Below are 19,181 nucleotides of genomic sequence, written 5' to 3'. Positions count from 1 at the left end.
AAAGGAGACGTTTCATACGCCTCCTTTTGTCTTTTGCTATTATGTGCTGTTAATTAACGGCTATGAGTTCTACGTCGAAAATAAGGGTGGTGTGCGCGCCTATCACATCGCCTGCTCCCTGTGCACCGTAAGCCAGTTCAGACGGTACATACAAACGCCACTTAGCGCCTTCCTGCATCAGTTGCAGCGCCTCTGTCCAGCCAGCGATTACGCCGTTTACTGGGAAAGTGGCTGGCTGGCCACGCTCGTAAGACGAGTCGAACACTGTTCCGTCTATCAGGGTACCATGGTAATGTGTGGTCACACGGTCAGAAGAAGACGGCGATTTGCCATTACCTTCCTGAAGCACCTGATATTGCAAGCCGCTAGGCAGTGTTTTTACGCCTTCTTTGTTCTTATTTTCTGCCAGAAAAGCTTCCCCGGCTGCTTTGTTTTCGCCACCTTGAGCACCTTGTTTCTGGGCCATTTCCTGTTGCAACGCCATCATAGCCTGTTGCACTTCCGACTGCGAAAGAGTAGATGGTTTACCGGCAAGCACTTCTTTCAGACCTGCTACAAAAGCTTCCGCTTCAATCTCAATTCCTTGTTTAGTAAGGTTGGTTGCCATGTCGCGGCCAATAATGTAGCTGATTTTGTCTTTGATGTTTTTCAATTCCATAATAAATGATTAGTGCACCAACGGGTGCAATTAAACTAATATATGTTAGTTCTGCAACGATATTCTGCAAAGCTACGCATTTTGTTTTGAACGAAAACAGGATGCTTAGGTTTATAGCCTGGAACTGGCTGACTGACTTAGATATACAATTAAATTAATATTTGAGCGCCACTTTGATGCTAAGTTGCATGCAAAAAAGGAAAGGCGGAAGAGAAACTGCGCAAAGAAGCAGAACTTACTATTGGCCAAAATGTTCCACTGCAAGTATTTCTTCTGATAGAACGGCACAAAGAGCTAAAGTAGAAGGCATGGCAAAGCCAGCCACAGCCCGAACTGTAAGTTAGCTTTTAATGTTAACAGAAGCTTTAAATTATTCCGTTGGATTTACCGGCTGGGTATTGATGTAGATAGACCAAGGACGGCTTTTCTTGGTGCTTCGGCTGGTCTTAAACAAATAGAAGAGCGGGACCATACAGAGCTTAGACAGTAGCATGAAAATACCAATGCTTGCCAGGTCGCCGTAAGTGCTAATGTACCAGGGCAGGAACGTCCAGTTCAGGTGAAGCAGCATGAACCCCACCATGCTTGCAATGGCAAGAAAACATTTCTCTTTACTGAAATGCCTGAACCTGGCTTTTAATTGTTTTTCCCATATTAGTAAGCCCAACACTACCAGCATCAGTAGTATGATCAGAAGGCAATAAATGATAATCAGCTTTTCCATCGCGAATGCCAAAAAGGTTCCTTTAAATACAGGAAATATAAAGAGTAATCAAAGCAGGCGTTATAAAGTTCCTTACATTTTAAATAAACTTGCTGTGTTTGTTATTGTTTAAAAATACAAACTAATATTTATTAAATCATAGCTATATATCGGAATTATTTTCAGTTTTTCAGACTTAAATCCTGAAATTTTATTAGTGGAAATCTAAAGGTAATAAATAGCTTACCTATTGATTTAGAAATCAGAGCATCGGCTGCATCAGACAAATTACCACGTTCTTTGGTGAAAAAATAAGGCAAAGCCCTTAGGCAGCAAAAGGCAAAATTACCTCCGGAAGAGGCTTTTCATTTGCAAAATTTAAGGTTTATGAAAGTGGTAACGACATTACCAGTTATTGATAGGAGGTTATAAGGTAGCAACAGAAGGAGTAAAGGGTCTGTGTTTAAGTGAGGCAGAAACAGGCGTACTATTTTCCAGCCACATATATTTTCCATTCAGAAGCGTTTTTCTTCTCCTTCACAGGTATCAGGTTTTTGATCAGGTAAATGGCCGGCACAAGACAGAGCAATACCAATATAGCTATTATAGCCACCGTAGCTATGTCTCCTTTCGATTCTCTAATAAATGGTATTAGTAGCAGGTTCATTTGCAGAATGATAAAACCCATGATGGTGGCACACGCCAGCAACAGGTTGTCCTTTACCGAAACGGAGGGAGCCGCTTCTTCTCTTTTGTTCCAGAGCAGCAGTCCTAACATGGTGAAGATAATGAGGAACAGTAAAATACAATAAGTAATTATCAGATTTTCCATAGCCCAAAGATGAGTATTTAACATTACCTAGGCATAAAGGGCAGGTTAAGCTTAAGTAAACTTAGGTTTAAAGGTTGTACCTGCTGGCAAGCCAATCTGTAAGGTGGAGTTGGTAATAATTATTTAATTTGGATTGTATGTGTCTTAACTGCTTGATAATAAGAGAATAAACTTCTGGTAATAGCTCCCGGATATATTTGTAAAAATATATATAACCCTCAACTCATTTTGCTATTATGAGAAAAAATCTACTTTTGGTTTTGGCGCTCCTGGCGCTCCTGCAGCAGGGGTTGCTGGCCCAGACATTGGTGCATTACTGGAACTTCAATAATTCCGCTAGCCTGGAGACTATCTTAACGCCGACAGCAGCTACAGTGCCTGGAGGAAGTATCAGTCATGTGGCCGGTGGCAATAGTGCGGTGCAGGTAACCAGTAACACCGGGCAGGGTTTCGATGTTGAGAACCTGAATGCCAGGGATAGTGATGCTCCTGCTACCCACCTCCGTTTTAATAATCCGATTGGCGGTATGGTGGATTTTGCCTTGCCTACCACAGGATACAAAGACGTGGTCGTAAAGTATACCACCCGCCGCTCTAGTGCCGGGGCCGGTTCCCAATTAATCGATTACTCCACCGATGGCACCACTTTTCAGCGGCTAACAACTCTGGCGCCTGCAGACGGCAATCCTACGTTGCAAACACTGGACTTTACGGATATAGTGGCGGTAAATAACAACCCGGCATTCAAAATCAGGATTAGCTTTGAACAGGGGAATGGCGGCACCGAAGGCAACAACCGCTTCGATAATTTTACCCTCGATGCCAATACCTTTGGGGCAGACACACAGGCTCCTTTGGTAACTTTTTCTCCTTCCCATGGCGCTACCACGGTGCCGGTGACTGTTCGCCCTACTCTTAGCTTTAGCGAAGACATCAGGTTGTTGAACAACAATGGCATTACCAGCGAACTGGCAGCTGACCTGCTGGAGCTAAGGTTAGACAATGCCAGCGGCGAGGCTGTGGCTTTTACTGCACAAATAGAAGGCCGTACCCTTACTGTTGTGCCAGCTGCCGCCTTGCAGCATAACCAGACATACTATCTTGCCCTGAAGGCCGGTGTGGTAGAAGATCATGCTGACAATGCCATTACAACAGTGCAGTCGGCAATGTTTACCACTATTCCTCTGCAAACTCAATTTGAACCCGGCGATTTACTGGTAGTTGGGTACCGCATGAATGCCACGGCTACCGAAGATGAAATAGCACTGTTGAGCCTGGTGAACATATTGCCTGGTACTAGAGTGCATATCACCGATGCTAAATACACTAACAACGAGCAGGCGCAGTGTGCTGGTGGCTTTACCTGGACAGCACCAGCAACCGGTGTAGCGGCAGGTACTGTCATCCGGATACAAAATGATGCTTTGATTACAAACATAGGCACGCTAACCGGCTCGGGCTTTGGACTAAGTTCAGGCGGCGATCAGGTAATGGTGTATACCGGTTCTACTCAGGAACCAAACTATATTACCGCCCTCAGCTCCAATGCCTGGCTCCCAACTAATACCCTGTGCAACGGCAGCAACTCCATGCTGCCAGCCGGGTTAGTAGAAGGCACTACAGCTTTAAACTTAAGCGCCGCGGCCGGCAATGTAGCCGGTAATACGGCGAATGCTTATTACAACGGGCCTGTAACCGGAACAAAACAAGAGTTGCGGCAAGCTATACTGAACACTGCCAACTGGGTTGGTACGGCCTCCGGAACTGCTGCCCAGGAGTGGCCGGCCTGGGCTTTCCCTGGTCCTCCTTCGGTGGTGAGCGCCGCTACCCTGAGCAGCACCTCCATAAGATTGTTATTCAATAAAGAACTTGATCAGGCAACGGCCACCACACTTAGCCACTTTACTGGCATTCCTGGTTTACAGCTGGCTACCTTAAGCGAAGATAAAAAAGCCATTACGCTCACTTTTGCCAATGCCTTTGCTGCCGGAACAGAATATACACTAGTTGTAAATGGGGTGCAGGATTCGGAGCAGGAGCCAATGTATAGTGCCTACACCTACACCTTCCGCTACAACACCAGCATTGCTTTCGAAAGTAAGTTTATAACGGTAAACGAAGGCGCAGGCATGCTTACGCTGCAGCTCAACCTGCATAACCCGGCAGAAGCGACTGTAGATCTGGTGGTGAAAGGCGTACCTTTTAGCACGGCTGGTCCTGAAGATTTTACCTTTGCCACGCAAAAGCTCACTTTTACCGGCGACAGCCCTATCCAACAAACAATTTCTATTCCTATTTCAGACGACGAAGTAGAGGAGCAGGACGAATACTTTGTGCTTAGTCTGGAGAACCCGGTTGGCCTGACCATTGAAGGCACTCCGTTTGCCACTGTGTATATCAAAGACAACGATCGCCAGGCACCACAACCTACTAAAGAAATTGAACTTGCTCATGTTGGCAGTTTTGCACCGAATAGCGAAGACGGTAGCACAACCGAAATTGTAGTACACGACCCTGCCACGCAAAGGCTGTTTATGACCAGCGCGGTGCAGGGAAGGTTGGATATTGCAGACTTTAGCGATCCTGCCAACATCACGCTAATTAAGTCAGTTGACATGTCGGGCTATGGTGGCATAACTAGTGTGGCGGTGCACAATGGCATTGTAGCTGTTGCCTCTCCTAATGCAAACGAGCAGTTAGATGGCACCGTCGTTTTTCTTGATACCAACGGTGAATTCCTGAAGCAGGTAACAGTGGGGGCGCTGCCCGATATGATTACCTTCACCCCAGATGGAACCAAAGTACTTACTGCCAACGAAGGGCAACCAAGCGCCGATTATGCAGTAGATCCAGAGGGCTCTGTTAGTATAATCGACATGTTGGGAGGGATTGCCAACCTAACGCAGGCGCAGGTTACAAACCTGTTGTTCGATGGGTTCAACAGCCAGGAGGCAGCTCTTACAGCAGCAGGTGTACGGAAGATTAAAGCCAGCAGCACCCTTTCCCAAGATTTGGAGCCGGAGTATATCACTGTGGCTTTGGACTCTAAAAAGGCTTGGGTAACGCTGCAGGAGAACAACGCCATAGGCGAAATAGACCTGGTGAGCAATACCATAACCAGCATCTTTCCGCTGGGTACCAAAAACATGATGGCCATGGGCAATGGTTTCGATGCGTCCGATAACAACAAGGAGGTGTTGATAGCCAACTGGCCTGTAAAAGCATTTTATATTCCGGATGCCATTGCCAGCTACAGCGTAGGTGGCACTACCTACCTGGTTACAGCCAATGAGGGTGACGAAAAGGAGTATGGCGGGTTAAATGAGCGAACCACGGTAGGTGCCGCTCTATTAGATCCAGAAGCTTTTCCGAATGCGGCTATGTTACAGGAAAGTCACAACCTGGGCCGCCTGCGCATTTCCAACCTGCAAGGCGATACCGATAACGATGGCGATTTCGATGAGTTATATGTAGTCGGTGCCCGCTCTTTTTCTATCTGGAATGCCGAGTCTAAAGCATTAGTATACGATAGCGGCGATGATTTTGAGCTTTATACGTCAAAAGATCCGGCCATATCGCCACTCTTTAATGCCGATAACGAAGGTAATGGATTCAAGAGCCGCAGCCGTGCCAAAGGGCCGGAGCCAGAAGGAGTAACGGTGGCTGAGATAAATGAAAAAATGTATGCTTTTATAGCGCTCGAACGGGTAGGTGGGGTCATGGTGTATAACGTAACAGACCCAGCCAGCCCTCAGTTTGTGGACTACAAAAACAGCCGCAGCCTCACCGAGTTTGACGGCGACCACGGTCCGGAAGGCATTATCTTTATAGCTGCGGAAAACAGCCCAAATGGCAGACCTTATCTGGCAGTTTCGAACGAAGTAAGCGGTACGGTGGCTCTATACGAAATTCAGAACACCATTACCTCTTCTCCGGAACTGGCTGCTGACGAGAACCGGTTTTTCGTTTACCCGAATCCTGCCAGAGGTACAACGGTGTATTTCAACAAAAAAGCAGATGTTGAGGTATTAGATGCCTTGGGCAGAAAAGTGTACAGCGGCCGAAATGTGGGGTCGTTGAATGTGACAAGTTACACCAAAGGTCTGTACTTTGTGAGAACCAACCAGGGCCAGGTAAAACGACTGATCATTCATTAATTTTTCCTTATTTACAGGTGCAGAAGCAGCGTCAATTAGGTTTGTCGCTGCTTCTTTTTTGTTGCCACAGCAGAGCTGAATCAGGTAATTCAAGTTTTCTTAACTTAATCATAATCAGCAAGTAACCTGGAGCTAATATACGGTTTGTAATTTAGGGCATAGAATTATTAAAGTTAAGGTTATGAAAAAGCTACAAAAAATAGTGTCGCAGGCTACAGGTAACGTGCTGAGTCTTTTTCTATTTCGACTACATTCTTTTAATTCTCCTTTTAAGTTCAAACGGGCCTAATCCAGACTTGGTGTCGAACTATAGGGCATGAGGTATTTCCGTTTGAAATACCCCCGGAAGTCCATTATCATTAGAATAATTACTTGCCAGCCTGAGTTGCGGCAGCACCTCCTGAAATAATTGTAACTGCCATGCCCAAAAAACGAAAAGTAGAACTGGTCGTGATTTCTGATGTGCACCTGGGTACCTATGGCTGCCATGCAAAGGAGCTGCTTCGGTACCTCAAGAGCGTTAAGCCTAAAACCCTTGTTTTGAACGGCGACATCATAGACATTTGGCAGTTCAGCAAGAGTTATTGGCCAGCGGCTCACATGAAAGTCGTAAAGCATCTGCTGGGGCTCCTGGCCAAAGGCACCAAAATCTACTACATTACCGGCAACCACGACGAGATGCTGCGCAAGTTTGTTGGCTTTAAGCTCAATAATTTCGAGATAGTAAACAAGCTGGTGTTGAACTTGGATGGCCGTCCGGCCTGGATTTTTCATGGCGATGTGTTCGACGTAACCATGCAGCACTCCAAATGGCTGGCCAAGTTAGGAGCCGAAGGCTACGACCTGCTGATCCTGCTCAACCGGGTCGTCAATTTCTTCTGCCGCAAGCTCAACCGCGAGAAAGTGTACCTGTCCCGCAACATCAAAAACAGAGTAAAAAGCGCGGTTAAGTTTATCAATAACTTTGAGAAAACAGCTTCCGATATAGCCATATCCAATAATTTCCAATATGTAGTGTGCGGTCATATTCACCATCCCGAAATAAAGGAGATAGTGAATGCTGAGGGCCGTGTTACCTACCTTAACTCTGGCGACTGGATCGAGAACCTGACGGCGCTGGAGTTCCATGAAGGGGAGTGGCGTCTTTATAAGTTTCAGGAAGACCTGGCACTGCAGGCAGAAGAAGACGACAGTGCCGAAAACAGCATGGAAACTAACCTCGAGCTGTTTGAGCGCCTGATGGTGGAGTTTAAACTGAAGACAGCGTAAACAAATTCTCCATTCTATAACTAAGAGAGCATTAGGCCAATTGAGGTTTGATGCTCTTTTTTGCATTAAATATTTTGTTTTACCTGCGAGTTTGATTTTCGATAGGCGGTCAGGAAAGGGGCCATGTATAGAGTTGGTACCATTACCAGGAGCACTATAGCCGTACCGGCTGGATAGATATAGAAATTATTCGTAATCTGAATAAAGTACAGGCTGTTTAAATTCACAATCAGAGGTTTAAACAACAACACCAGCAAAATGTGTAACGAAAAAACCTGAAGCGAATGCCTACCCAGGTAACACACCGCTTTTGTTTGGAACCAGCTTTTAAAGGAAGTTGCCAGGTGAGCAACTATGGCTACCAAGGCAGCAAAGTTGAGCAGTCTCAGCGGGCGTAGGTGCCCCCTTTCGGTCCAGAATTCTACGTCAAACCCTTCGAACGAAATATAAAAGAAGTTAATGAAAAAGAGTGGAATACAAATCAGTAAGGAAAGGTACAGCAATGCCTTGCTCTCTAAAATAGCACGTGTTTTCTGGTGGTAAACCAGGTAACCGATGTAAAGCCCTGCCACAAATAAGAACTGCCAGCACAACATATTAAAGTACCCGGATAACAGAAACGTTTTGGAGAGAAAGCTGCCAGTTAAAGAAACTAAAACACCGGAAGTACCCGCCAAATAAACCAGGAACGATAAAGCTAAAACCTGCCACTGGTACTGTTTCTTATACAAAAGAATAAGGTAGGGGGTAAGTAACATAAACAGCACATACATCGGCAAAATATCGAGCAATGAAGGCTGGTAAAGCAAGAAACTACCCATAAACAGCATCTCGATAGGATTCTGAAGAATAGCTGCGTATTCTCCCTCCCAGTATTTAAAGATGGCTTGCCCTGAAATAAGGAACACCCAGGTTAGCAGAAACAACAGGAGATGGTACCGGTAAATGTGCCAGGCCTTTTTCCGAGTAGCCGCTGCAATAGAAGCCAGACCAGACTTATTTAGCTTAGAGGTATAAATGAGACCTACTGTTAACCCCGACAAAAACACAAAGCCTTCTGCAGCAGAAACTGGTCCTACAAATTCAAATGTAAATTTTTTAAGGAGATTGTCAGAATCCATGAAATGATCGACTGTGATAAGAATAAGCAACAGCCCTTTGAAAAAATCAATTTGTTGGTTCCGTTTCATTAGTATTGTAATCAAGGTAAATCACCAGTATGAGAGCATACCTGGAAACTAGTAAAACGATCGTGCCACACCTGGGTTGAGCTCAAATCAAGACATAACAATACCTTAACATCCCTGTATGATTTTCTGCCATATTTAAAGTGATACTCGGCGGATCATATAACTTCTCTGCTGCCGCCTATGCCTTATTTTATGGATTTGTTATAATTTTTAATGCAACCAGTATTGTTTTGTCTTACCACTTTACTTGCCTGGTAGTAAATGGCTAATGTGATTTAAAAATGCTTTACCAAATCTTAATGATCTCTTCATGATGAGGTAAAACGAATGTAAGATATTCGCCTCCGGAAGAATGAAAAGGCTGATCTAGAGGTGGAAGCTTGTTTCTCCTCTGGCTGTACCTAAAAATCTTATGGTTTATCAAATCAGGTCTGATCATTGAAAATTCTATATGCCATTCAGGGTACCGGCAACGGACATCTGACCCGCGCCCTCGATATTATTCCGGCTCTTCAAAAACATGGCGAACTAGATTTGCTGGTGAGCGGTTGCCAGGTAGACCTGAGTCTGCCTTACCCGATGAAGTACCGGCTGCGTGGCCTAAGCTTTATTTTTGGCAAAAATGGGGGCGTGGATTTTTACAAAACGTTCGCCCAAGTAAACTCCAGAAGTTTCTTCAGGGAGATGAAGATGCTGCAGGTGCAGGACTACGACCTTGTAATATCAGATTTTGAACCGATATCGGCTTGGGCGTGTACCTGGGCCAAAAAAGCATGTATTGGCTTAAGCAACCAGGTGGCTGTACTCAGCCCGTATGTGCCTCAGCCTGCTGAAAATGACATGCTGGGCAAGCTCATTCTTCGAAATTATGCGCCTACCACAGCTCATTACGGCTTGCATTTCGCTCGCTTCCACGATAGCATTTACACACCCATTATCCGGAAGGAAATACGGGAACTGCAGGTGTCGAACCAAGGCCACTACACCGTATACCTGCCAGCCCACGAAGACTATAAAATTGTGAACAGGCTCACGCAGCTGAAGCAGGTAGAGTGGCAGGTGTTTTCGAAGCACAACAAGCAGGCTTTTCGCTTAGGAAATGTGTGGGTAAGGCCCGTGCAGCAGGATGCTTTTCTGGAAAGCATGGCTGCCTCTGCCGGAGTACTCTGCGCTGCCGGGTTTGGTACGCCCTCCGAGGTGCTCTACCTCCAGAAAAAATTACTGGTGATACCTATGAAGAACCAGTTTGAGCAGGTCTGCAATGCTGCGGTGCTGCAGCACATGGGTGTAAGCACGCTCAAGAATCTTAAAAAGAAGCAATTACCGGCGCTGCACCAATGGGTAGCTGAAGGCCCGACCGTAAAAGTAAATTACCCTGATGAAACCGCTGCCCTAGTGCAGCGTATCGTTCAGGAAAATACATAGTTTTAGCATTACACACCACCAAACCACTATTGGAATCTAATAACCTACCACTAATTAAATCTGCATTTGGTGAAGACTTCTACTGGGGAGTGTCTACGGCAGCTTACCAGATAGAAGGAGCACACGAAGCTGAGGGAAAAGGAGCCTCGATCTGGGATGTATTTTCAGGTACAAAAGGTAAGGTAAAGCTGAACCACAACGGCAACCTGGCCTGCGATTTTTTTAACCGTTACCCCGATGACCTGCAGCTCATGCAAAGCCTGCATATCCCAAATTTCAGGTTTTCGCTTTCCTGGCCCCGGCTGCTGCCTCAGGGGTATGGCAGTGTGAGCCAAACCGGTTTAGCCTACTACAACCGTTTAATCGATCATTGCCTGGAGCTAGGCATTACGCCCTGGGTTACGCTTTACCACTGGGACCTGCCGCACGCCCTGGAAAAACTGGGAGGCTGGACCAACCGCAAAGTAATCGACTGGTTTCAGGAGTATGCCGCCCTTTGTGTAAAGCACTTCGGCGACAGGGTAAAGCATTGGATGGTGCTGAACGAACCAATGGTGTTTACCGGTGCCGGTTATTTTCTGGGCGTGCATGCGCCCGGCCGCCGGGGCTTTGGTTCTTTTGTGCCTGCAGTGCATCATGCCGCTCTTTGCCAGGCAATTGGCGGTCGTACTATTCGGAGTCTGCAACCTGAAGCCACTATTGGTACTACCTTTTCCTGCTCTCACATAGAGCCGCTGCGTTCCACAGAAAAAGATGAACGGGCTGCCCGCAGGGTAGATGCGCTTCTCAACCGTCTGTTTATGGAACCAGCGCTGGGGCTGGGTTATCCGCTTCAAGACCTTAAATTTATGCGCCGCATCGAAAAGTACATGCTCCCCGGCGATGTAGACCTACTGCCTTTTAACTTCGATTTTATAGGGGTGCAGAATTACACGCGCGAAGTGGTAAAACATTCGTTCTGGACTCCATTTCTGCAGGCTAATCTGGTGCCGGCCCGAAAGCGAAACGTACCTTACACGCTCATGAACTGGGAAGTTTACCCGCAAAGTATTTACCACATCCTGCACCAGTTCAGCCAGTACCCCAACATGCCGAAATTGATCGTAACGGAAAACGGAGCTGCCTTCCCTGATCAGCTCCTGGATGGGCAGGTACACGACCCCAAGCGTGTTGCTTTTTTGCAGCAGTACTTGCAGCAGGTGCTGCGGGCTAAAGCAGAGGGAGTGCCCGTAACAGGTTATTTTGTATGGTCATTTGTTGATAATTTTGAGTGGGCAGAAGGCTATGATCCCAGATTCGGCCTCGTGCATGTCGACTATGAAACACAGCAGCGAACTATCAAAAGCTCCGGCTTCTGGTACCGCGATTTTTTGAAAGGGGAGGCTACTGTTGCTGCTGAATAGCGACAGCCTTGTTTGAAAGAAATCGTTGTAAGCTAACTACGGTAATATCCTTTTAACATCCTATAAGGTTTTTGTGGGTGAGAGCCGTCAGCAGCCGCTATTAGCTTTTTGGTTTAAAGTTCTCGCTAGTGCGAGCTTATAGTACTTTCATGCTAACGGTTTCACTTTCTAGCGTGGGCGAGGTCTGACAGCAGTCACTTTTAGCTTTTTAGTCTAAGTTTGCATAGCTGCTTTTACTGCGGTGACCTCTGAGTAAAGTTGTTGCATTGCCTGCTTCCTTGTTCTTTTTGTCTTAATACAAAAAGAACCAAAAAAATCAAGACGATTTTGTCTAAAGGGGGCCCCTGCACCCCCACTCGCTGAACGCTCAAACAAAAAATCGTCTATAGTTGCATTTGGCAAAGCTGTCCTCTTCGTAGCTGACTGCCGCAATACATAGTTTTACATTACTACCCTTAGAATTCTGAAATTCTTCTAATGAAAAGGGCCTGCCGGAGCTAAAAAGGCTTAGTTTAGCCTAGGGCATTCATCAGGCTTCTTCTTGATAGTTGGCATTGGTACTGTAGCGCTCCAGCAGCCGGGCTGTGGTGGCGGGTAAGGTGGTGACATCCATCACAATAAACCCATCCAGTGAATTGGAGAATTGAGGATCAATGTTAAAGCCGATGATACGGGCATTTTGCTGCAGGTATTTTTTTAAGAGTACCGGCAGTGTTTTCTGCTCCGGGTCGAGGTAGGTTACTAGCTTTTCCAATGAATCGAGTGAATTGACATTCTGGTTCAGTACCTGCTCGTAATGCTCCTTAGAAAACCGGTACCTGAACTTTTTGCGTGCCTGTACCAAAGCTGCCAGTTCCAGGTCATAGTAATGCGAGGTAATATAATCGACCATCAGCATTTTGGAAATGGGTGTGAACTGGTTGCTGATGCTGACAGAGCCAATCAGGTAGCGGTAGCTGAGCTTATTTTCCAGGTATGTGGCAATACCCTTCCAAAGCAGGAGCAAGGGCAGGGGCTGTCGCTGGTACTCTTGTCGTACAAAGGCCCGGCCCAGTTCCAGCGATGCTTTTAACGTGGGCACAAATCCTTTCTTCATCTTAAAGAGGGAGTGCAGGTAAAATCCTTTTTTACCGTATTTCTTTAAAATAAATTTGCCTTTGCCCAAACGGTAGGCTCCCACTAACTTACTAGCCTGTCGGTCGAACAGAAAAAGGTGGTGATAATAGGTATCGTATTCATCCAGGTCTGTAGCTTTTTGAGTGCCTTCTCCTGCGGCCCGAAACGTTATTTCCCGAAGCCGCCCTATTTCCTTTACTACATGCGGCACCTCCTGTTCCGATGCCAGGTAAACCTCCAGATGCTTGTACTGCACCAACCTGGCTGAGTTTCGAAGGCTGTCAATTTCCTTTAAGATAAGCTCAGGATCAACTTCAGGTGCAATAGGAGCAGGCATTGATTTTTTGCTCACCAGTTGCAGCAGCGTTTTCTCTTCCTCCTGTAAGGTGGCACCTAGGGCATAGGTTTTAGCCCGAAGGTAAGGGAGGATTTGAGGCTGATCGAGGGCTAGCAGTTCTTTAGGCATTATAGGTTTACCGATGCGTACCTGAATTGTCTGGCCCTGCTTGTTGAGCAATTGAGCCGGCAGCTGCGCGGTTCGGAGCAAGGGGTGCAACAGTCCGGTCAGGTTAAACGAAAGGCTGTTGTGGCCGCTAAAGAAAATAGGAACTACAGGCATTTTGGCCATGGAAACAAGCCGGCCAATAGACGCATGCCAGGCTGGGTCTGTAATACCCGATGATTGCACTTGAAAGCTGGAAACTTCTCCGGCCGGAAAAACTCCTACCGGCATATCATTGTGCAGCTGCCTTAAGGCACCTCTGATGCCGGCATAGCTGCTTTTCTTTGCATCCTGAAATGGGTTTACCGGCAGCACTACTTCCTGCAGGTTCGGTACCTGCGAGAGCAGATGATTGGCTATCAGTTTAAAATCAGGCCTTGCCTTGCCTAGCAGTTTGAGCATGATCAGTCCGTCGAGGGCGCCAAATGGATGGTTGGCTATGGCCATAAAAGCCCCGCTTGCCGGAATATGCTGGAGGTCCTTGGGGTGAATTTCGATGGTAATGTCGAGTCGTTTCAGGATCTCTTCTACAAATTCGAACCCGCTGTAGGTGTGGGCAGAGGCATAGAGTTGGTTCAGGCTTTTAATTCGGAGCACTTGCATGAGCCAGGGAGAAAGAAAGGAGGCCTTGAACTTATCAAGGGCAGCTGCCGCCGAAAACTGATTTTTATTAATAATTTCTATCATGGCCACGAATACCTACATGCTATAGTATGTCCCTAAATTATCAGGCTGATATGATTCGTAGGTTAAGGCTGTGTTATGCTTTGATAAAGCTTTCCAAGTTTTTTGTTAGTACATAGGCTCCAGAGTCACTGCCTCAAGCCAAAGATCGAAAATGGTACCGCATTACGTAAGAATAAGGCAGTGTTGGCAGTCTGCGCTTTGATTTTGGAAATAGGCGGTGGTAAGGATAATTGACGACATTTTATAAAAATACAAAGTGCCACCTGCTCTATTTATTTAAGAACAGGTGGCACTTTGCAGCAAACAAGTACCTTTTATAGGATGATCTACAGGTACAGGTGGTAGTCTTCGTCGTGCAGGTCTATTTGCAAATTAGCTGGCACCATCAGGTTCTTCAACAGGAAGCCAAGGGTGGTACCGAGTACCAGAAAGGAGGAAATGGTAGATATCTTTTTCATGATCAGAACAGCTTAAGGATTCGTTGTATTTTCTTAACGCTGTTATAAAAGAAATGTTGCTAACGTTAGTTAGTTTTTTTAAGAAAAAAATAGTACTTATTTTTTTGGCTTCCTGCGCCTAATTTCCTCTTTTATTAAAAGCTGAAACCGAACGCAGGAAGCTGCTAAATTAGAGCTTACATGTTACGACGGTACTGGCCACCAACGGCAAACAGCGCGTTCGTAATCTGCCCTAGCGAACAGAATTTCACTGTTTCCATTAGCTGTTCGAACACATTGCCATTGTGTACGGCTACCTGTTGCAGTTGCTTTAGTTGCTCCTCCGCTTTCTCCTCGTGCCGGTGATGCANGTTCGTAATCTGCCCTAGCGAACAGAATTTCACTGTTTCCATTAGCTGTTCGAACACATTGCCATTGTGTACGGCTACCTGTTGCAGTTGCTTTAGTTGCTCCTCCGCTTTCTCCTCGTGCCGGTGATGCAGGTCTTGGACCATTTTTATCTGGTATTGCTTCTCTTCTTCGGTAGCCCTAATCACTTCTTTAGGTATAACAGTAGGTGAACCTTCTGAAGAAAGGAAAGTATTAACACCAATAATCGGGTATTCGCCATTGTGTTTCAACGTTTCGTAATACAGGCTTTCTTCCTGAATTTTGCCGCGCTGGTACATGGTTTCCATAGCACCCAACACACCGCCTCGTTCTGTAATCCGGTCGAACTCCAGCAGCACTGCTTCCTCTACCAGATCGGTTAGCTCTTCTATAATAAAGGAGCCTTGAAGCGGGTTCTCGTTTTTTGCTAAACCTAACTCTCTGTTAATGATCAGCTGTATCGCCATGGCCCTGCGCACTGAGGCTTCGGTAGGTGTGGTAATGGCTTCGTCGTAGGCGTTGGTATGAAGCGAGTTGCAGTTATCGTAAATAGCGTAAAGTGCCTGCAGTGTGGTACGGATATCGTTAAAGTCGATTTCCTGAGCGTGCAGCGAGCGGCCTGAAGTCTGGATGTGGTACTTGAGCATCTGAGAGCGTGCATCGGCACCATATTTATGCTTCATGGCCTTGGCCCAGATGCGGCGTGCTACACGCCCGATTACCGCATACTCCGGATCGATGCCGTTGGAGAAGAAGAAGCTCAGGTTAGGAGCAAACTTATTGATGTCCATACCACGGCTCACGTAGTACTCCACAAATGTAAAGCCGTTTGCAAGGGTAAAGGCTAACTGCGAAATTGGGTTAGCACCTGCCTCTGCTATGTGGTAGCCTGAAATTGAAACGGAATAGAAGTTACGCACTTTATGATCGATAAAGTATTGTTGCACGTCGCCCATAAGCCTTAGCGAGAACTCAGTGGAGAATATGCAGGTGTTCTGCGCCTGGTCCTCTTTCAGTATATCGGCCTGCACTGTGCCACGAACTGAGGCAAGCGTGTTTTCTTTTATGGGAGCATATACCTCTGCAGGTAGCACCTGATCGCCGGTTACGCCGAGCAGCATCAGCCCCAAACCGTCGTTGCCTTTGGGTAGCGGCCCCTGGTAGTGAGGACGTTCTTCTCCTTTCTCTTTATAAATGGCATCAATCTTAGCATTGATCTCCTCTTCGAGCCCATGCTCCTTTATATATAGTTCGCACTGCTGGTCTATGGCTGCATTCATAAAGAAACCTGTCAGGATAGCAGCCGGTCCGTTTATGGTCATCGACACCGAGGTCATGGGGTGGGAGAGGTTAAAGCCGGAGTAGAGCTTCTTGGCATCGTCGAGGCAGCAGATGCTTACGCCGGAGTTGCCAATCTTGCCATAAATATCTGGTCTGAAATCCGGGTCTTCGCCATAAAGTGTAACGGAGTCAAAAGCCGTGGAAAGCCGTTTGGCCGGCATTCCTAAACTAACATAGTGGAAGCGGCGGTTGGTTCGCTCCGGACCACCCTCACCGGCAAACATACGGGTTGGGTCTTCCCCTTCTCGTTTAAAAGGAAACACGCCAGCCGTATAAGGGAATTCGCCCGGCACGTTCTCCTGCAGGTTCCACTTCAGCAGGTCGCCCCAGGCCTCGTAACGTGGCAAGGCAATTTTAGGAATATCGAGCTGCGACAGGGATTTACTGTGCGTCTTAATCTTCAGCTCCTTGTCGCGCACTTTAAATACATAAAACTCTTCTTTGTAAGCCTGCACCTTTTGCTTCCAGTTCTCCAGGATTCGCTTGTTCTGACCATCCAGGTGCAGTTCTAATTCAGCGTAGGCCTGCTCCAGTTGCTTAACCAGCCGGTCCTTGTCATCAATTTCGAGCCCCTGCACTGCCTCAATGGACTTGCGAATGCCGTAAAGCTTCTGAGCGGTTTCAGCCTGCTCGCTGCTCCACTTGTCGTAGTTACGGATTGTTTCAGAAATTTCGGAGAGGTAGCGGGTGCGACTTGGCGGTATAATAAATACTTTCTCCGACATCTCTTCCGTTACTTCCATCTTAGATTCAAAAGCAAGACCGGTTTTTTCAGATATTTTGGCCATTACTGCCTTGTAGAGCTGGTTCATGCCGGGGTCGTTGAACTGCGAGGCAATGGTGCCAAACACCGGCAGCTGCTCCTCGCTCACCTCCCAGAGCTGGTGGTTTCGCTTGTACTGTTTTTTTACGTCGCGCAGGGCATCCAAGGCACCTCTTTTATCGAACTTATTAAGGGCTATAATATCGGCAAAGTCCAGCATGTCGATTTTCTCGAGCTGGGTAGCTGCTCCGTATTCCGGAGTCATTACATAAAGGCTGGCATCGGAGTGCTCTACTATTTCGGTGTCGGACTGGCCTATGCCACTTGTTTCGAGTATGATCAGGTTGAAGCGAGCCGCTTTTACAATGTCTACGGCGTCCTGCACATACTTGCTCAGGGCCAGGTTGCTTTGGCGTGTGGCCAAGGAGCGCATGTACACACGGTCGTTCGAGATGGCGTTCATCCGGATTCTGTCGCCCAGCAGGGCACCGCCCGTCTTGCGTTTAGAAGGATCAACGGAGATAATGGCAATTTTCTGGTCGGGGAAGTCGAGCAGGAAGCGGCGCACCAGTTCATCTACTAAAGAAGATTTACCGGCACCTCCCGTACCAGTTATACCCAATACCGGCGTGCTTTTCCTTTCAGGGGCTGTGCCTCCTGCCTCTGCCTTTTGTATGAGCTGCTCTTTTAGTTTAGCAAACTCTTCTGGGTAATTTTCTGCTGCCGAAATAAGGCGGGCAATCGATTTAGCATCTTTCTCTTGCAGGTGCTGCACCTCACCGTTCAGGTTATTGCCTGTAGGAAAGTCGCACTTGCTGAGCATGTCGTTTATCATTCCCTGCAAACCCATGGCGCGGCCATCGTCGGGGGAGTAGATACGGGCAATGCCGTAAGCGTGTAGCTCCTCAATCTCCTCTGGCAGAATAACGCCACCGCCGCCACCAAAAATACGAATGTGTCCGCAGCCTCGCTCCTGCAGGAGATCATGCATGTACTTAAAGTACTCCAGGTGGCCCCCTTGATACGAAGTGATGGCAATAGCCTGCACATCTTCCTGAATGGCACAATCCACGATTTCCTGCACCGATCTGTTGTGGCCCAGGTGAATAACCTCCGCTCCGGAAGATTGGATAATGCGCCGCATAATGTTAATGGAGGCATCGTGGCCATCGAACAGAGAAGCTGCCGTTACGAGGCGGATATGGTGTATCGGTTTATAAACTTCGATTTGATGAGCTTGCATAGTAGGTGTAGGTATGTCCTGATGATGTAACGTGCAAATGTACGTAATATGCACTAAACTAAGGTTTCCCTCTGCAAAATTTGCATTACAAGGTACTTCTGGCGGACTCGTTTTATGAATTTTGCAATTTTAGTGGCAGCTGTTCTCTCAGTAAACATGCTGCTACCTTGGCATACGAAGAATAACCGTGTTACGGCGCCTTAATTGGGTGTGAAAAAGAAGCCGGCAGGGCAGGGAATGCAGGCTAAAGCGGATGGTAAATCCTGCTTGCAGAAACTAAAAGTAGCGTTTGTAGGCGCCTGAGTTAATTGGTGTACTGTTTAAAGGATAAGTGAAACTAAAAAGCGCGTTCAACCTAAACCAGCTTCGCGGGCCAGCACCACCATTTCAGCCACATTACCGGTGCCTAATTTTCGTTGAATGTTTTTGCGGTGAGTTTCTACAGTATGATAGCTTAGAAACAGCTGCTCGGCTATCCCTCTGGTGCTCATACCTTGGCAGATCATATTCAGTATTTGAATTTCCCGATTGCGGAGGTTTTTAATGAGGAGTTTATTTTTGTTCTGCAAATTCGCTTTGAGGGCTGCTACCAATTGCTCTTCTGTATCCATTCGCGAACTGAGGTCGACATCTACACACAGAATATCTTTTACTTCTCCGTTTTCTTTTCTGCGGAATGATTTAGCCCAGCCTGTGTACCATTTGTACTCGCTTTCTTCCTTATGTTTAGCCCGAAAGATGCCTCCGTACTCAGCGCCAGTAAAGTGCTTGTAGTGGACCAGGCTGTTTTCTGGTATAGTATGGTCGTCGGGGTGCACAATTTCCTTTAAGTAATTAAAGCCGCCCATCGCTAAAATCTCAGGCAGGGTATAGCCGAGTGTTTCTTCATTGGTTTTGTTGCACCATACCACGCCCTGGTCAAGATCTGAAATATAGATATTAGCAGGAACCTCATTCACAACTTTTTCCAGAAAAGCGCACCTTTCTTTAACCTGCGCTAATTCTTCTTCTAATTCTTTGATCCTCTGTTGTAAGTTGTTTTCGCTATTGGTATCTGCCATGAGC

At 46.8% G+C, this 19,181-nt stretch carries 12 protein-coding genes; 4 read left to right on the top strand and 8 right to left on the bottom strand.

The genetic code is table 11. The annotated features are described in order from the left end of the window. Positions 1-49: 49 nt before the first annotated feature. The 3 genes from ACMA1I_RS21310 to ACMA1I_RS21300 form a co-directional block, all read right to left on the bottom strand. Positions 50-658 (bottom strand): FKBP-type peptidyl-prolyl cis-trans isomerase, encoded by a 609-nt coding sequence (locus ACMA1I_RS21310; protein WP_337070506.1) that lies wholly within the window; start codon positions 656-658, stop codon positions 50-52. Between the two features lie 370 nt (positions 659-1,028). Continuing rightward, entirely contained in the window at positions 1,029-1,382 is a 354-nt protein-coding gene (locus ACMA1I_RS21305; RefSeq protein WP_337070505.1) for a hypothetical protein, read from the bottom strand. Between the two features lie 466 nt (positions 1,383-1,848). Continuing rightward, a complete protein-coding gene (locus tag ACMA1I_RS21300; RefSeq protein ID WP_337070504.1) occupies positions 1,849-2,193 on the bottom strand; it encodes a hypothetical protein in 345 nt (114 codons plus the stop codon). Positions 2,194-2,429: 236 nt separating this feature from the next. On the opposite strand from ACMA1I_RS21300, the gene ACMA1I_RS21295 reads away from it, so the two are divergent. Both ACMA1I_RS21295 and ACMA1I_RS21290 read left to right on the top strand, forming a co-directional pair. Further along, complete coding sequence (locus ACMA1I_RS21295) at positions 2,430-6,350, top strand: choice-of-anchor I family protein (protein ID WP_337070503.1); 3,921 nt, start codon at positions 2,430-2,432, stop codon at positions 6,348-6,350. Between the two features lie 420 nt (positions 6,351-6,770). Then, entirely contained in the window at positions 6,771-7,619 is an 849-nt protein-coding gene (locus ACMA1I_RS21290) for a UDP-2,3-diacylglucosamine diphosphatase (protein WP_337070502.1), read from the top strand. Between the two features lie 65 nt (positions 7,620-7,684). Here ACMA1I_RS21290 and opgC read toward each other — a convergent pair whose 3' ends face one another. Next, positions 7,685-8,809 carry an OpgC domain-containing protein gene (gene opgC, locus ACMA1I_RS21285; RefSeq protein WP_337070501.1) on the bottom strand — a complete coding sequence of 375 codons (1,125 nt, stop codon included), beginning with the start codon at positions 8,807-8,809 and terminating at the stop codon, positions 7,685-7,687. A 438-nt stretch (positions 8,810-9,247) separates the two neighbouring features. Here opgC and ACMA1I_RS21280 point away from each other — a divergent pair, with 438 nt between their 5' ends. Both ACMA1I_RS21280 and ACMA1I_RS21275 read left to right on the top strand, forming a co-directional pair. Next, on the top strand, positions 9,248-10,234 hold the full coding sequence (locus tag ACMA1I_RS21280; RefSeq protein WP_337070500.1) for a glycosyltransferase family protein: 987 nt from the start codon (positions 9,248-9,250) through the stop codon (positions 10,232-10,234). Between the two features lie 29 nt (positions 10,235-10,263). Then, a complete protein-coding gene (locus tag ACMA1I_RS21275) occupies positions 10,264-11,637 on the top strand; it encodes a GH1 family beta-glucosidase (RefSeq protein ID WP_337070499.1) in 1,374 nt (457 codons plus the stop codon). A 529-nt stretch (positions 11,638-12,166) separates the two neighbouring features. Here ACMA1I_RS21275 and ACMA1I_RS21270 read toward each other — a convergent pair. The 4 genes from ACMA1I_RS21270 to ACMA1I_RS21255 form a co-directional block, all read right to left on the bottom strand. Next, positions 12,167-13,942 carry a lysophospholipid acyltransferase family protein gene (locus ACMA1I_RS21270; protein ID WP_337070498.1) on the bottom strand — a complete coding sequence of 592 codons (1,776 nt, stop codon included), beginning with the start codon at positions 13,940-13,942 and terminating at the stop codon, positions 12,167-12,169. A 326-nt stretch (positions 13,943-14,268) separates the two neighbouring features. Beyond that, on the bottom strand, positions 14,269-14,400 hold the full coding sequence (locus ACMA1I_RS21265; RefSeq protein WP_337070497.1) for a hypothetical protein: 132 nt from the start codon (positions 14,398-14,400) through the stop codon (positions 14,269-14,271). Between the two features lie 176 nt (positions 14,401-14,576). Beyond that, positions 14,577-18,116, bottom strand: coding sequence for a methylmalonyl-CoA mutase family protein (locus ACMA1I_RS21260; protein ID WP_414703962.1), 3,540 nt, complete (start codon positions 18,114-18,116; stop codon positions 14,577-14,579). Between the two features lie 350 nt (positions 18,117-18,466). Then, positions 18,467-19,177 (bottom strand): LuxR C-terminal-related transcriptional regulator, encoded by a 711-nt coding sequence (locus tag ACMA1I_RS21255; protein WP_337070494.1) that lies wholly within the window; start codon positions 19,175-19,177, stop codon positions 18,467-18,469. Positions 19,178-19,181 lie beyond the last annotated feature (4 nt).

It is taken from the genome of Pontibacter sp. 13R65 (assembly GCF_047525655.1).
Lineage (GTDB): Bacteria > Bacteroidota > Bacteroidia > Cytophagales > Hymenobacteraceae > Pontibacter.
The sequence above is the reverse complement of the archived record's forward strand: the minus strand, read 5'-3'. Positions and strand labels throughout refer to the sequence as shown.